The sequence below is a fragment of the Microcoleus sp. D2_18a_D3 genome, from assembly GCF_036702455.1.
Taxonomy (GTDB): domain Bacteria; phylum Cyanobacteriota; class Cyanobacteriia; order Cyanobacteriales; family Microcoleaceae; genus Microcoleus.
On sequence record NZ_JAUBTK010000082.1, the window covers coordinates 1 to 14,472 of the forward strand.

Annotated in this window: 13 protein-coding genes; 7 read left to right on the forward strand and 6 right to left on the reverse strand. The window is 43.9% G+C overall.

The window, feature by feature from the left end; genetic code table 11:
• Positions 1-86 precede the first annotated feature (86 nt).
• From QUB06_RS27435 to QUB06_RS27455, 5 genes are all read left to right on the forward strand, one after another.
• A complete protein-coding gene (locus QUB06_RS27435) occupies positions 87-659 on the forward strand; it encodes an SDR family oxidoreductase (protein WP_333437965.1) in 573 nt (190 codons plus the stop codon).
• Positions 660-937: 278 nt separating this feature from the next.
• Entirely contained in the window at positions 938-3,679 is a 2,742-nt protein-coding gene (locus tag QUB06_RS27440; protein ID WP_333437966.1) for an ATP-binding protein, read from the forward strand.
• A gap of 48 nt (positions 3,680-3,727) precedes the next feature.
• Complete coding sequence (locus tag QUB06_RS27445; protein ID WP_333437967.1) at positions 3,728-4,960, forward strand: response regulator; 1,233 nt, start codon at positions 3,728-3,730, stop codon at positions 4,958-4,960.
• A gap of 737 nt (positions 4,961-5,697) precedes the next feature.
• Positions 5,698-6,489 (forward strand): imidazole glycerol phosphate synthase subunit HisF, encoded by a 792-nt coding sequence (gene hisF, locus QUB06_RS27450; protein ID WP_333437968.1) that lies wholly within the window; start codon positions 5,698-5,700, stop codon positions 6,487-6,489.
• A gap of 448 nt (positions 6,490-6,937) precedes the next feature.
• Positions 6,938-7,279, forward strand: a complete 342-nt coding sequence (locus QUB06_RS27455; RefSeq protein WP_333437969.1) for a low temperature-induced protein — start codon at positions 6,938-6,940, stop codon at positions 7,277-7,279.
• Positions 7,280-7,399: 120 nt separating this feature from the next.
• Here the strand turns inward: QUB06_RS27455 and QUB06_RS27460 are convergent, their stop codons facing one another.
• Positions 7,400-8,416: a sulfate/molybdate ABC transporter ATP-binding protein gene (locus QUB06_RS27460; protein ID WP_333437970.1), complete on the reverse strand. Its 1,017-nt coding sequence runs from the start codon at positions 8,414-8,416 to the stop codon at positions 7,400-7,402.
• Between the two features lie 451 nt (positions 8,417-8,867).
• Between QUB06_RS27460 and argC the strand changes: the two genes are divergently transcribed.
• Positions 8,868-9,926: an N-acetyl-gamma-glutamyl-phosphate reductase gene (gene argC, locus QUB06_RS27465; RefSeq protein ID WP_333437971.1), complete on the forward strand. Its 1,059-nt coding sequence runs from the start codon at positions 8,868-8,870 to the stop codon at positions 9,924-9,926.
• A gap of 68 nt (positions 9,927-9,994) precedes the next feature.
• Here the strand turns inward: argC and QUB06_RS27470 are convergent, their stop codons facing one another.
• Together QUB06_RS27470 and eno are read right to left on the reverse strand one after the other, a co-directional pair.
• The gene (locus QUB06_RS27470; protein ID WP_333287805.1) at positions 9,995-10,153 is read right to left on the reverse strand and encodes a hypothetical protein; all 159 of its coding nucleotides are present in this window, start codon (positions 10,151-10,153) and stop codon (positions 9,995-9,997) included.
• 3 nt (positions 10,154-10,156) lie between these two features.
• Entirely contained in the window at positions 10,157-11,437 is a 1,281-nt protein-coding gene (gene eno, locus QUB06_RS27475) for a phosphopyruvate hydratase (RefSeq protein ID WP_445251428.1), read from the reverse strand.
• Positions 11,438-11,738: 301 nt separating this feature from the next.
• On the opposite strand from eno, the gene QUB06_RS27480 reads away from it, so the two are divergent.
• The gene (locus QUB06_RS27480; protein WP_333437972.1) at positions 11,739-12,653 is read left to right on the forward strand and encodes a calcium-binding protein; all 915 of its coding nucleotides are present in this window, start codon (positions 11,739-11,741) and stop codon (positions 12,651-12,653) included.
• 91 nt (positions 12,654-12,744) lie between these two features.
• On the opposite strand, the gene QUB06_RS27485 is transcribed toward QUB06_RS27480, so the two are convergent.
• The 3 genes from QUB06_RS27485 to QUB06_RS27495 all read right to left on the reverse strand — a co-directional run bounded on the left by QUB06_RS27485 (position 12,745) and on the right by QUB06_RS27495 (position 14,463).
• Complete coding sequence (locus QUB06_RS27485) at positions 12,745-13,392, reverse strand: nucleoside triphosphate pyrophosphatase (protein ID WP_333437988.1); 648 nt, start codon at positions 13,390-13,392, stop codon at positions 12,745-12,747.
• Between the two features lie 175 nt (positions 13,393-13,567).
• Positions 13,568-14,107, reverse strand: a complete 540-nt coding sequence (gene psbP, locus QUB06_RS27490; protein WP_333437973.1) for a photosystem II reaction center PsbP — start codon at positions 14,105-14,107, stop codon at positions 13,568-13,570.
• A 143-nt stretch (positions 14,108-14,250) separates the two neighbouring features.
• Positions 14,251-14,463, reverse strand: a complete 213-nt coding sequence (locus QUB06_RS27495) for a high light inducible protein (RefSeq protein ID WP_190659021.1) — start codon at positions 14,461-14,463, stop codon at positions 14,251-14,253.
• Positions 14,464-14,472: the final 9 nt, after the last annotated feature.

Genomic DNA, 14,472 nt, shown 5'->3' on the forward strand with positions numbered 1-14,472 from the left:
TCTGATTTTTCGCTCATCTGACTACATTACCATATTTCTCGGCTCTTACTCTCACTATTTTTCACCTGAATCCTTACAAATTAGTTATGGCTGCCCGCGATCGCGGTTTACCAGTTTCCATCTATCGCTTGGGCATGGTGACAGGTCATAGCAAAACAGGTGCTTTTCAACTCAGTAATACGATTTGTTTGATAATCAAGGGCTTGATTCAATTAGGGTATGGCCCTGAATTAGATATCAAGATGAGTCTCGCTCCTGTGGATTATATAGTTCAGGCGATTCGGTATTTATCGCATCAACCCGAGTCTCTTAACAAGACATTTCATGTATTAAGCCCCCATGTATTATCGATGCACCAACTTATCTTGAATCTTAACACCCTGGGTTATGCCCTCCCTTCTATTCCTTACCCGCAGTGGCAGGCAAAACTACTCAATATGTCTCCCGATAATGCTTTAACTCCGATGGCTTCTCTCTTTGTCAAAAAAATATCTAATAGCCAAAAAACTTTTATCGAGACGACATCTTTTGTCTGTCAAAAGTTTGATGACCGCAACACTCAGGATGGACTTTTCGGTACTGATATTCTCTGTCCTCCCATTAATAATTCCGTATTAAAGGCTTATTTATCCTATTTCCATCGTCAAGGTTTTTTGTGATATAGTAAAACTAAATGATTTGTCCCACTCTTGTAGGGTAGTGATCCGTGCGTAGCCCATCGATCGGGTTAACTACAGGGGAATTACCCTACCCAAACTTACAGAATTCATTGAAAAATGCTATATAATAGTTATTTTACCTTGTTTAATTTTTGGTTATGTAGAGGATAATAATGAAGAGAAATTGGCTCGCGAACTTAAAATTGTCTGACTCTCTCCTTTCCCCAACTCGCCACAACAGAAATAGACCCCCAGAGTCGCTGACCAAACAAACACTCTTGAAGATAGCCTTGGGTATGGGGATGGTTGTTATCGCCTCCACAGCTATTAGCTATTTCCAAATAATCTCACGAATTACTGCTAATTCCCTCACGCAGTTAGAGCAATACATAAAATTACGAGCCACACGCGAAAGAGCAATATTTATATTAGCTGAAGAGAACCATGAGTTACTCAAGCAAGCTTTATTAGAGCAACTAAAAGCAGAAGCAAATCGCGATCCTCAAGCTGAATTCGATGAAAACTTTGTCAGATATCCAGATGGCTCAATTCGCAATCGCCCTGAACTATTTCAAATAGAAAAAACTGCGGGCGTTTTCCTAGGAAAAAATGTCAATCTTGATGTTGAAATGCAGCGCCGAATAGTTGCTTTCTATAAAACAATAAATGCTTATGGCCCAGCATGGCGCAATCGCTTAGCTAACACCTATACGCAAATTCCTGAGAATGGTATGATCATGTATATGCACCAGTATCCCTGGGCGCTTAAAGCACCTTCTAGGGACTCGTTCCGCGTCACAGATGATGAGTCATTCCAAATTACCCGCCCTATCTACGCTCCAGAACGCAAAACAGTCTGGACAGGCATTTATTACGACCAAGTAGCTGTAGCTTGGATGGCATCCTGTGTGACACCATTAGATGTAGATGGCAAGCATATTGCTACAATCGGGCATGATATTTTAATAGAGGATTTGCAGAAACGGACTATTAATGAAGGACTGAAAGGCACATACAACATGATTTTTCGAGCCGATGGGCGGCTAGTAGCTCACCCAGAACTTATGCAAAGTATTCAAAAAGGAAATGGACAATTCTCCATCGCCCAATCAGGAGATGCTCATCTGCGGCGAATTTATGAATTAGTCATGACTCATAAACAGGAAAATATGATTATTGACAATCCTGACTATGATGAATACTTGGGTATTACTAGAATTGATGAGCCAAATTGGTACTTGGTCACAGTTTTCCCCAAATCTCTGCTAACCCAAGAAGCCTTAGCTACTGCTCGCATGATTCTAGTGCTAGGGCTAAGTGCATTACTGATTGAAATTATTATTGTGTTCTTAATTTTACGTCGAGAAATTTCTACACCCCTCAATAAATTAATCGCTGCAACTGAGAGTATTGCTGCGGGAAATCTTGATATTCAAGTTAATGTCAACCGCCAAAATGAATTGGGTCGTTTGGGATATGTATTTAACAAAATGGCTCAGCAAGTCCGCGAATCTTTTGCCGCGCTTGCGAAAACTAATGAGGAATTGGAACTGCGAGTTGAAGATAGAACTGTAGAGCTTAAACAAGCGAAAGAAGTGGCCGATACAGCTAACCGTGCTAAGAGCGAGTTTCTGGCTAATATGAGCCACGAACTGCGGACACCTCTCAATGGTATCTTAGGATATGCCCAAATTCTCCAGCGCTCGAAACACATAGTTGAGTCAGATCAAAAAGGAATTAATATTATTAACCAATGTGGCTCTCACCTACTGACTCTGATTAACGATATCCTTGATTTTTCTAAAATCGAGGCCCGAAAAATGGAAATATATCCTACAGATTTTCATTTTCCCGCTTTTCTGCAAGCAGTCGTTGAAATTTGTCGAATTAGGGCAGATCAAAAGGGAATTGATTTTATCTATACCATCGAAGGTCAACTCCCCGTTGGCATTTTTGCGGATGAAAAACGCTTGCGACAGGTATTGATTAACTTATTAGGCAATGCTATTAAGTTTACGGCTCAAGGTAGCGTGCAATTTATAATTAAATCAAAACTCTTGGAATATGAGGTCAGGGAACGACCTTTATATCGAATTATGTTTCAAGTGGAAGATACTGGAATTGGGATAGCGAGCGATCATGTTAAAAATATCTTTTTGCCATTTGAGCAGTCTGGTAATATCAAGAAGCAATCAGAAGGGACTGGACTAGGATTAGCGATCAGCAAAAACATTGTTGATATGATGGGCAGTACCTTGGAAGTTGAAAGTGAATTAGGCAAAGGTAGTGTTTTCTGGTTTGAGATAGATTTACCCGAAGCTAAGGAATGGGCAAAAAATTCTAAAACTTCTGAGCAGGGCGTTATTATTGGTTTTAAGGGCGATAAGCCCAAAGTTCTAGTAGTAGATGACCGTTGGGAAAACCGTTCTGTTATTGTCAATTTACTCAGCCCTATTGGATTTATAGTTTATGAGGCTGAAAATGGCCAAGAAGGACTTGATAAAATTGCTGAGGTTCTACCAAATCTGGTGATTACTGATATTGTTATGCCGATTATGGATGGCTATGAAATGGTTAAAAGTTTGCGAAAATTACCATCATTTGCTAATTTATCAGTTATCGTGTCTTCAGCCAGTGTATTCGAGTCAGATCTGCAAAAAAGTATAGAGATTGGAGCTAATGAATTTTTGCCAAAACCTATCCAAGCTGATAGCCTGTTAAATACGATCAAATCTCTACTGAAATTAGAATGGATATATGAAGAGAAATTACAACCGCCAAGCACAAGAGAATTGACCAAACAAGTGGTTGAAATTGTGCCACCTTCGCATGAGGACTTGCTAATATTGTATAATCTTAGTCGTAAGGGATTGATTAACGATTTACTACAAGAGTTGACGAGGATTGAACTGATAGACAAGCAGTTTATCCCTTTTATTCAACATCTGCGCGAATTGGCTAAAGCTTTCAAGCTTAAACAGGTGCGAACTTACATAGAGCAATACCTAAATACTCCCTAGCCCCAAAAATTTTGTAAATTTATGTATCCCATCCCCAGTAAGTTATGTATGACTGAAAACTCAGAAAATCAATCTATTTTGATTGTAGATGATAATCCCAATAACCTAGAAGTTCTAGCCCACATATTGACCGACGTGGGTTATCAAGTTTCCGTTGCTCTGGATGGTGAAACTGCGATTGAACAAGTAGAATATCATCCGCCCGAACTAATTTTATTAGATATAATGATGCCGCCCGGTATTGATGGCTTTGAGACTTGCCGGCGATTGAAAGCCAATCCCTTAACCTGCGAAATTCCCATAATTTTTTTAAGTGCTTTATCTGATTCAGATAATAAAGTCAATGGATTATCTGTAGGAGCCGTAGATTATATTTCTAAGCCTTTCCAAAGTGAAGAAGTTTTAGCGAGGATTAGAATTCATTTAAAATTATATCATCTCACTAAAAAACTAGAACAACAGAAGCAACTGCTAGAAGAAAAAGTGGAATTACGCACTGTAGAATTATTAGCAGCTAAAGAAGCAGCCGAAGCAGCCAACATTGCCAAAAGCCAGTTTCTCGCTAACATGAGCCATGAGCTCCGCACCCCTCTCAATGCGATTATTGGCTATAGCGAAATGTTGCAAGAAGAAGCCGAAGATTTAGATCAAAAATTTTTTATCCCTGACCTGAAAAAAATCAACGGTGCAGGCACACATTTACTTGGACTAATTAACGACATTCTTGACTTGTCGAAAATTGAATCGGGGAAGGTTGAAATTTACTTAGAAACCGTTGATATCTCAGATTTAATTAGAGAAGTCATCACGATGATTAAGCCACTGGTGGAGAAGAATGCTAATGTATTGGTAGTTAACTGTGAACCCAATTTGGGAGATATGAAAACTGACTTAACTAAGGTACGTCAGAGCTTATTTAATCTGCTGAGTAACGCCAGCAAATTTACCAAAAAAGGCATAATTACTATTAAGGTAGAAAAAAAATATAGAAAATCTGGAATAGCCGATGGAGAAGAACAGAAATCAGGCATTCCCTATATTTTATTTAAGATAAGTGATACTGGCGTTGGCATAGCCCCAGAACGAATGGAAAAACTGTTTCAACCATTCACCCAGGCTGATGCTTCAACTACACGAGAGTATGGGGGGACTGGATTAGGGTTAGCAATTACTAGAAATTTGTCTCGGATTATGGGTGGAGATACGTTGGTTGAAAGCGAGGTGGGTAAGGGTTCTACTTTTACTCTTATACTGCCTGCAGAAGTGATACTCCCAAAGTAAAACCAGTGTTCATAATTGCACTGTAAAAAACAATTTTTAGAAAAGGGCCTATTTTACATCCGCCCATTCTTATGACGATCAGCGATTTTTAAGAAATCGGGCAAAACAGCAAGAAGCTGTGGCGTGTAAAAGTTTATTCCAGCCGCAACGTTTTGAATAATATTAATAATTTTTTAGCAAACCCCGCATCGGACTGATTAAGGTCTGTTGTTCTGAGATTAAGTGGTGGTAAGGAGCCTAGGGAACCACTAAGAGTAAAAATCCTCTATGCTAGAGTAAGCTGCTAAATGGCCTAGCTCTCGCTTTTGACCGAAAGCATCCAGGATACAAGCCCCCGGATTCATTCCGAAAGCAGACTCAGGACCAAGAAATAAAAAATCTGTATCCGATGAAACTTGCCCCCCGAATTTCTCCGTGGGGTTAATGCTTCAATTCTAAAATCTAAAATCTAAAATCTAAAATCTAAAATCTAAAATCGATTGACGGCTGGGTTGTGGCAATCGTTGCGACATTTATGATAATTTATCAAATTTTTAAAACGAATTTTATTTATTGTTACCGTCTTGTGATAGCTGAGAGATTGGTTATTTCTTGCCTGTCTAACTCGTTTTCCAGCTAGGAGTCAAGACCGCAAACAGGACGGCCAAAAATAACCTTGGCTTTCATTCCACCGCTAAGATGAGTACAGTTATAGCGGGGGACTTCCCGCCGAGTAAGTTAAATTGGAAGAGAATTGTATGTTGTCGAAAAGAATTTTGCCTTGTCTGGATGTGAAAGCCGGTCGCGTGGTCAAAGGTGTGAATTTTGTCAACCTTAAGGATGCTGGCGATCCGGTAGAAATGGCTCAGGTTTACAATGATGCGGGTGCTGACGAGTTGGTGTTTCTGGACATTACGGCGACTCACGAAGACCGGAATATTATGATCGATGTGGTGTACCGCACGGCCGATCGAGTATTTATCCCTTTGACAGTGGGCGGCGGCATCCAATCCTTAGACACAATTAAAAGTTTGTTGAGGGCGGGCGCAGACAAGGTGAGTATTAATTCGGCGGCGGTGCGCGATCCGAGTTTAATTGACAAAGCGAGCGATCGATTTGGTAATCAGTGCATTGTAGTGGCGATCGACGCTCGCAAACGGCAAGACGCAGATAATCCTGGTTGGGACGTGTACGTGCGCGGAGGGCGAGAAAATACCGGAAAAGATGCGATCGCCTGGGCCAAAGAAGCCGAACAGCGCGGCGCCGGCGAAATTCTGGTGACAAGCATGGACTCGGACGGCACTCAAGCCGGTTACGATTTGGAATTAACTCGAAGCATTGCCGAAATGGTCGAAATTCCCGTCATTGCTTCCGGCGGCGCCGGCAACTGCCACCACATCTACGAAGCCGTGACACAGGGCAAAGCAGAAGCAGCCCTGCTGGCTTCCCTGCTGCATTACGGGCAACTCAGTGTAGGAGAAATTAAAACTTATCTAGCAAAATGTCAAGTTCCCGTGCGACAGCAGCAGCCATTAGTCATTAGTCATTAGTCATTAGTCATTAGTCAGTGGAGAGTCGGGGGCGTCTTAATATCTTGCAACATTTTCAACTAATCGATCGGCGGGTTCACTCAAGCGCCCTCTCACAATGCAAACACGCTAAATAAACCCGCCGCCACGCCACGATCAAACCAGTTACTGAGATTTATACCGCTATGTGAGGCGCATCCGAAGGCACTTATAGAGAATTTTTTTGATTCTCCCCAAGTGCCTTCTACATAAATGTCTTGGGGCGACCCACGCCCGTCATCTAGAAATATTCCCTGAGAAGGATTTCAAATACCAGCTTTTTAAGCTAAATATTATATGTTAGCTCAATTTGAAAAAAAGCAACAGTTGCTTTTATCAAACTTGAGTAAAAGATTGTGCAGAATATGAGTGAGCTTCAGCCTGTTAACAATCTTAGCGATCAAAACTTCTAAAAACGGAGAAATTTTGTATGTCTTTTATCAGCTTTAACTTCCCTGCCAAGCGTTTAGTCCGCAGTTTAATAGCTGTTTGTTTTTGTGCTTTGATGTTTGTTTCTAATGCTTTCCCGGCTTTTGCAGTTACCAGCAGCCCCACCAAAGGTGAAGACCAACTTTTAGGAATTGAAAAAGAATCTCAAGAAGTTGTACTGAAAAAACCGATGTCCTTGGAAGAAACTCAAGAAAAAGCCAGCAAAGGGCCCAACGAAGTTCAGGGAGACGCTGACATTGAAAAAATGAAGAATCCTTCCAATACACAAGCTACATCCTTTGAGCAACAAGTCAAAAAAGCTGTCAGCAAAGTTAAAGACTAACTCAGCGCGCAGTAGTCAGCGGACAGTTGTTAGTAGAAAAGATTAGGGACACGGCACGACGCCGTGTCCCTTGAAATGTCGTATCCAATCTAAATTTATCTCTAGTTTTCAGAATGGGGATCAGATTGAATAAAAAAGTGGAAACGACTTGGCACCTTTCGGCTTTACGAACACTCTTTGCTGAGGCTGCAAGAGCAAGCTATCGAATCTTTCTCTCGTCAAATTAGCGTTTACTACTTGACCATCATCTAAGGTTAATTCTACCTGAATTTCCCATCCCAAATGAATCAAGCGACTGATTCTTGCAGGCACTGTTGCACTATTTTCTGTAGTTTCAATTACTACGTCGTGAGGGCGCAAGAAAATCTCTGGGTTGGCTGAGTCAAAGCCGTTGTCTTGAAACATTCTTGAACTGCTAGGCAATACATTGACTGGACCGATAAAACTCATTACGAAAGCACTCGCTGGATTGTCGTAAATTTCTGCTGGTGTGCCTACTTGTTCGATTTTACCTTTATTCATTACTGTAATTCGATCGGCAACTTCCATCGCTTCTTCTTGATCGTGCGTCACAAAGACTGTGGTAACGTGAACTTCGTCGTGCAGTCGCCGCAACCAAGCGCGCAAATCTTTGCGAACTTTGGCATCGAGAGCTCCAAAAGGTTCGTCTAGCAGTAACACTTTCGGTTCCACTGCCAGGGCTCTGGCGAGGGCCACCCGCTGCCGCTGGCCTCCTGAAAGTTGCGACGGGTATCTATCGCCCAATCCTGCCAATTGCACTAAATTCAACAATTCTTCTACCCGCGATTTGACTTTCGCGGGCGGTGTTTTCTGAATTTGCATCCCGAAAGCGATGTTTTTTCGCACTGTCATGTGCTTGAATAGCGCGTAGTGCTGAAAAACAAACCCAATTTTGCGGTCTTGGACGCTAGTATTTGTGGCATCTTGCCCTGTCAGCCAGATTTTGCCGGAGTCGGGCATTTCTAAACCGGCAATCAGTCGCAGCAGGGTGGATTTGCCGGAACCAGACGGGCCCAGCAATGCGACTAGGGAACCGGATTCGATTTCTAAGCTGACTCGATCGAGTGCTTGGAAACTGCCAAACTGTTTTGATACGTTTTCTACAACTATGCCCATTGTTCGTTCGGCAACAAAGCCGTGTACAAGATTTAACAGATTTAACGGATGGATGTTGAGCTTCGAGATTCGAGCTTCGAGCGAAAAATGTTAATCTCCGTTTTGGGGAGGGGTTAAAGTAAGTTTTTTATAGCACGATCGCACATCCGTTTGTTAATTTTAGGGTTTTGGCGCTCGGTCAGTCGATTTTAGATTTTAGATTTTAGATTTTAGATTTACTTGCAGCTTTGAATCTGGAAGATGGAACTTTGGTCTAAAATTTTGGGCTATCCAGGAAAGGAGTCGGGGCTTTGTATCGGTTTTTGGGCGGTGTCAAACAGCCGAAAATTAACAAAAATGCACCTCAAAAAAAAAACAACACAATTCTTTGCCACCAAAGTTGGCGTTTGGTACTACAATGCAGCAAAAGTTCAAGCGTTTTTGACTTCAACGGCTGAGGGGATAAAGGAAAATGGGAGATGTTGGACGTGTGCCTGTAGGAATTATCGGCGCTTCAGGGTACGGCGGCGTGCAACTTGTGCGACTGCTGGCGGATCACCCGGCGGCTGAAGTAGTTTATTTGGGCGGGGATAGCAGTGCGGGAAAACCTTATTCCAGCCTTTATCCGCACCTGACTAACTGCATTGATTTGACAGTCGAGGCGATCGACCTAGACAAAATAGCGGCAAAATGCGAAGTTGTGTTTCTGTCGCTGCCGAACGGTTTAGCTTGCAAAATGGCACCGACGCTGATAGAAAAAGGCTGCAAAGTCTTGGATTTGTCGGCTGACTACAGATTTGAAAATCTGGAAACTTACAAAGCTTGGTACGGCGGGGATCGATCGGACTCTGCTTTAGCTGCCACGGCTGTTTACGGTTTGCCAGAATTGTATCGCGATCGAATTAAAGACGCTCAGTTAGTAGGCTGTGCAGGCTGCTACGTCACTGCTAGTTTATTAGCCCTGGCACCTTTGCTCAAACAAGGCCTAATCGTGCCAGAAACAGCAATTATCGACGCCAAATCCGGTGCTTCGGGAGGGGGCCGCAAAGCCGAAGTTAATCTCTTGTTGGCTGAAGCAGAGGGTTCTCTGGGCGCTTACGGCGTTGGCCGCCACCGCCACACGCCAGAAATCGAGCAAATTTGCAGCGAGTTAGCGGGACACGATATTAAAGTTCAGTTTACTCCCCACCTAATTCCGATGGTGCGCGGAATTCTGGCGACTGTTTACGCAACTTTGCGCGATCCGGGTTTGGTTCGAGAAGATTTAATCACGATTTTCAGCGCTTTTTACCGCAATTGTCCTTGGGTAAAAGTGTTGCCGGCTGGAGTTTACCCGCAAACAAAATGGGCTTGCGGCACAAACCTTTGTTATATCGGCATCGAAGTCGATCCGCGTACTGACAGGGTAATTGTGCTATCGGCGATCGACAATTTAATTAAGGGACAAGCCGGCCAAGGCATCCAGTGCATGAACTTGATGATGGGCTGGGAAGAAACTTTGGGTTTGCCACAATTGGGTTTCTATCCTTAATTATTGGGCATGGGGCATGGGGCATGGGGCAAACAGGTAATTGGTAATCGGTAATGGGTGGGGCGGGTTTACGAGATTGTTGGTTTTAGGCAATTATTTCTGGTAAAACCCGCCTCTACAGGATGTAAATTGCCGATGCCCAATTCCCGATGCCCGATGCCCGATGCCCAATTCCCGATGCCCAATTCCCGATGCCCGATGCCCGATGCCCGATGCCCGATTACCAAGTGTTATTTTGGCCCGTAACCGATCGACCCAGCATAAATTGCCCGATCGCCCAATTCATCCTCAATCCGTAACAAACGGTTGTATTTGGCAACTCGTTCGCTGCGACACAAAGAACCAGTCTTGATTTGGCCCGCGCGAGTCGCTACGGCTAAATCGGCAATGGTGGTATCTTCAGTTTCACCGGAACGGTGGCTGATGATCGATCGATAGCTGTTCCGTTTGCCCAGGTCGATCGTATCCAAAGTCTCTGTCAAAGAACCAATTTGATTCAGCTTAATCAAAATCGAATTGCTAGCTTTCAAATCAATTCCTTTTTGCAGCCGCGTGCGATTAGTAACAAACAAATCGTCACCAACCAACTGAACTTTGCTGCCCATTTTCTGCGTCAGCGCTACCCAACTGTCCCAATCGTCTTCATGCAAACCATCTTCAATGGAAACAATCGGATATTGACTGGCCAAACCATCCAAATAATCGATTAATTCTGCAGGCGAATGAGCCACACCGTCGTAAGTGTACTGCCCATCTTTGTAAAATTCGCTAGCAGCCACATCCAAAGCCAAAGCAACTTGTTCACCCGGTTTGTAGCCAGCTTTTTCAATAGCTGCAATCAACAAATCCAAAGCTGCTTGATTGGATTTAAGATTAGGCGCAAAACCGCCTTCATCACCCACACCAGTCAGCAAACCCTCAGCTTTTAAGACTTTACTCAAGGATTCAAATACCTCTGCACCCCAGCGTAAAGCTTCTTTAAAAGAAGGCGCACCCACAGGGACAATCATAAATTCTTGAATGTCCACATTATTGTTAGCGTGAGAACCCCCGTTGATCACGTTCATCAAAGGCACGGGCAAAACGTTCGCCAAGGGCCCGCCCAAGTAGCGGTAAAGGGGGAGTCCTAAAGTCTCGGCGGCAGCCTTTGCTGTGGCTAAGGAGACTCCGAGAATGGCATTTGCGCCGAGGTGGGATTTGTTCGGGGAACCGTCCAACTCAATCATGGTTTTGTCTACCAGCGCTTGGTCGATCGCATCTAGATTAGCCAAAGCGGGGGCAATTTTGTGTTCAACGTTAGCGACGGCTTTTAGGACTCCTTTGCCACCATAACGGCTTTTGTCGTCGTCGCGGAGTTCGTGGGCTTCAAAAGAGCCTGTAGACGCGCCGCTGGGGACTTGGGCGAGTCCGACAACACCGTTGGCTAGGTAAACTTCAGCTTCAATGGTGGGGCGGCCACGGGAGTCGAGGATTTCTCTGGCTTGAATAGAATCGATCGCAGTGTCTAGCATATTAATTATTCCCGACTTAACTCAAGGTTTCATGACAATTAGCAGTCTCTGGGTTTTCCCACGCTGACTGCTGACGGGTAATAGAGTACGCGATCCCCAGAATAATTGGTGCACAGTTCAAAATATTTGCGGATTTGGACGAGCAGATGGGTGTCAATAAGCTATGCTAGTTGAATAAAGAACTCCGCAAGTTTGACAGTAATTTGATTGTTTTAACCCCAGATTCCCGCAGATTTCTTAATTAGAACCTTTGTTAAAATCAGAATGTCAACAAAGTCAATCAAAAAAGGAGAAAATTAGGATGTTAGAAACAAATCTCGGAGAAATTAGAGCATTAGCTGAAAATTCAGACCCTATTATTGCTGATCCCCCAAACACCAAATTACTCACCGGGCCATTGCCAAATCCAGCCAGCGACCCCAACTTTTTTGACTTAACTCCCAATGACGACGCATTTCAATTAGCAAATGGAATTCTGCGGAATACTCCCGGAGGTTTGCGGGCCTTAGCTGGTAACGATTTTGTCAGAGGTTCAGGTGGTGCGGAACTGATGAACGGTAACAGCGGCACAGATACTTTAATCGGGGGTTGTGGCAGCGATACTATTCGCGGCGGCCAAGATTTTGACATTCTTTATGGAGAATGTGGCAGCGATTTTGTCAGCGGAGATCAAGGTGATGACTACGTATATGGAGGCACGGCCAATGACTTTATTCGGGGCGGTAAAGGCAATGATGCTTTAGTAGGAGATAGTGGAAATGATACTCTAATCGGTGATGCTGGAATTGATAGACTTTGGGGAAGTGAAGGCGCAGATTTGTTTGTTCTCCGCACAGAAGTGGGAGCAGCTTCGGGGGAAATTGGTTCGCTTCAACCGCCTCCTAGTGGCAATTTTGATGTAGATGAAGTGCCTGCCGATTTTATTCTCGATTACAATCCGGCTGAAGGTGATGTAATTGGATTGACGGGTGGATTGACGCGAGATAATATTGTTTTGAGCGAAAGGTTTTTAACAATTGGTGATGCCAGAGATTATGACAGCAGCGGGCCTTTTCCTCCGGGAATTCCTCGAACGGCTGATTTTAGAATTTTAAATACTAAGGCGACGGTGATTCGGGAAGCTAGCACCGGCAATATCTTAGGTTTGGTGAAGGATGTTTCGCCGGATCAACTTCAGTTTATATCTGTGTCTGACGGGACGATCGCCCTTGGATAATCATCGTAGGTTTGTAGTAACGACTAAAGTCCTGAGATAAAATCTAAAGTCCTGACTACAAACCATTTCATTCGTTTCCAAATTCTGCATTTCAAGACCAAAAATCCGCCACATCATATCCCATTTCGGTGAGCATTTGCCGCAGCAGAGGTAAGCTCAAACCAATCACATTTGTGTGACATCCTTCGATTTTTTCCACAAAAAAGCCGCCTTTACCTTCCAGTGCAAAACAGCCTGCACAGGCGAGGGGCTCTCCGGTAGCGACGTAAGCCGCTATTTGGCGCGAGGTAACTTCCGCAAAATGAACTTTTGTAACTTGACAGCGAATGATCGATCGCGACCTCGCCTCACCAAAGTCATCGAATCTAGTATCAATTAAAGCATGACCCGTATACAGTTCGCCCACCTTACCGCGCATTTTCTGCCAGCGCGAGATTGCTTCTTCCGCATCCTTGGGTTTGCCGTGAATTTCGCCATCTATGAGCAAAATTGAATCGCATCCCAAAACCAAACAAGATTTGGGATTAGGGATTTGCGGGTGAGAATTAGCCAGCAAAAACTTAGCTACAGCCTCAGCTTTTCCCTCTGCTAAAACCTGCACTAAATTAGTGGCATCCCTCATTTGTATTTGCCCTTCATCAAATTCGCTGGGGCAAATCACAGCTTGAATGCCGGCATTTTCTAGCAGGCGGCGGCGCGCTGGAGAAGCTGAAGCTAATACAAAAGTTGGAATTTTCATCATTTAAGAAGTTCAGTTGACAGTTGACAGTTGACAGTTGACAGTTGACAGTTGTCAGTTGTCAGTTAACTGTGGTGAGGTTTCCAGCGAACAGTCAACAGTCAACAGCGAACAGTCAACAGTCAACTGTCAACAATGCCCCAGGCCCCCTGCCCAATTCCCAATTCCCAATTCCCTAATAAACAGAGAAAGATTTAACAACTTTCTCAAAAGCTTCTTTTACCTTGGGCCAGCGTTCTTCGGTAGTGGAGACGTTAAGCGTAAAAAGTTTGCCGCGGCTGACGGCTACACTCGCTAAGTTGTGGCGTTCTTGGTTTGGAAGCTTGACGGCATATTCTAAAATGTAATAGCTTTTCGATCGCGATTCACGAGCTTCTGCATTGACTAATTCAGCTTCGCGGCCGGAATCACTCGGGGCGATCGCACTTTTGCTGAGCTTGTATCCAACATCCGTCGGCGTTCCCAAATCCGCCAGAGTTTTGTCCTTCGCAACTGGACTGATTACCACGCTGACGTTCTCGGTTTGCTGAATCAAATCGCGGAACACCACATCAGGCCCGTTAGAAACCGCGATCGGCAGCCAGCCGTTAGGATAGAGAAATTGATAGCCGTCGCCAGTATCAACGTAGCTTTTGAGCCCGGTGACTTTAGACACACAACCGGTCAAGGTGAGGCTTAGAACCACCAGAAGTATTGCCGCAATTCGTTTGAGCATTCTTTTTACGGGTAGAGTAAAACAAAAATATTTAATTTTAATTGTCTCACCAAACCTTGGCCCTAAAAATAGTTAAGCTATGAATCGCTGTTTATGTAACGCCAGCGATCCATAGCCGTATAGTTTAATTGTTAACAAAATCATTACAGGTGAGTCAGCCAGCTAATCAGCCCGTGCTTGGTCGAAACTTCTAAAGCCAAGAGAGAAACAAAGCCAATCATGGCAAGGCGACCGTTTAAGCGTTCTGCGTAGGGAGTGAAGCCGGTGCGGGGTTCGTCATCGACGTATACTTGTGGCTCGATCGCAAAATTGTTCATTTTGCCTTGGTCGTCCAGCATTAAGCCTCGATTACTCATGTTTTTTTT

Bases quoted from the DNA above. Each gene is read 5' to 3' on its own strand.
- QUB06_RS27495 (WP_190659021.1), bottom strand. From the start codon at position 14,463: ATGAGTAATCGAGGCTTAATGCTGGACGACCAAGGCAAAATGAACAAT.
- QUB06_RS27445 (WP_333437967.1), top strand. From the start codon at position 3,728: ATGACTGAAAACTCAGAAAATCAATCTATTTTGATTGTAGATGATAAT.
- QUB06_RS27485 (WP_333437988.1), bottom strand. From the start codon at position 13,392: ATGAAAATTCCAACTTTTGTATTAGCTTCAGCTTCTCCAGCGCGCCGC.
- QUB06_RS27435 (WP_333437965.1), top strand. From the start codon at position 87: ATGGCTGCCCGCGATCGCGGTTTACCAGTTTCCATCTATCGCTTGGGC.
- eno (WP_445251428.1), bottom strand. From the start codon at position 11,437: ATGCTAGACACTGCGATCGATTCTATTCAAGCCAGAGAAATCCTCGAC.
- QUB06_RS27455 (WP_333437969.1), top strand. From the start codon at position 6,938: ATGTCTTTTATCAGCTTTAACTTCCCTGCCAAGCGTTTAGTCCGCAGT.
- psbP (WP_333437973.1), bottom strand. From the start codon at position 14,107: ATGCTCAAACGAATTGCGGCAATACTTCTGGTGGTTCTAAGCCTCACC.
- argC (WP_333437971.1), top strand. From the start codon at position 8,868: ATGGGAGATGTTGGACGTGTGCCTGTAGGAATTATCGGCGCTTCAGGG.
- hisF (WP_333437968.1), top strand. From the start codon at position 5,698: ATGTTGTCGAAAAGAATTTTGCCTTGTCTGGATGTGAAAGCCGGTCGC.
- QUB06_RS27460 (WP_333437970.1), bottom strand. From the start codon at position 8,416: ATGGGCATAGTTGTAGAAAACGTATCAAAACAGTTTGGCAGTTTCCAA.
- QUB06_RS27480 (WP_333437972.1), top strand. From the start codon at position 11,739: ATGTTAGAAACAAATCTCGGAGAAATTAGAGCATTAGCTGAAAATTCA.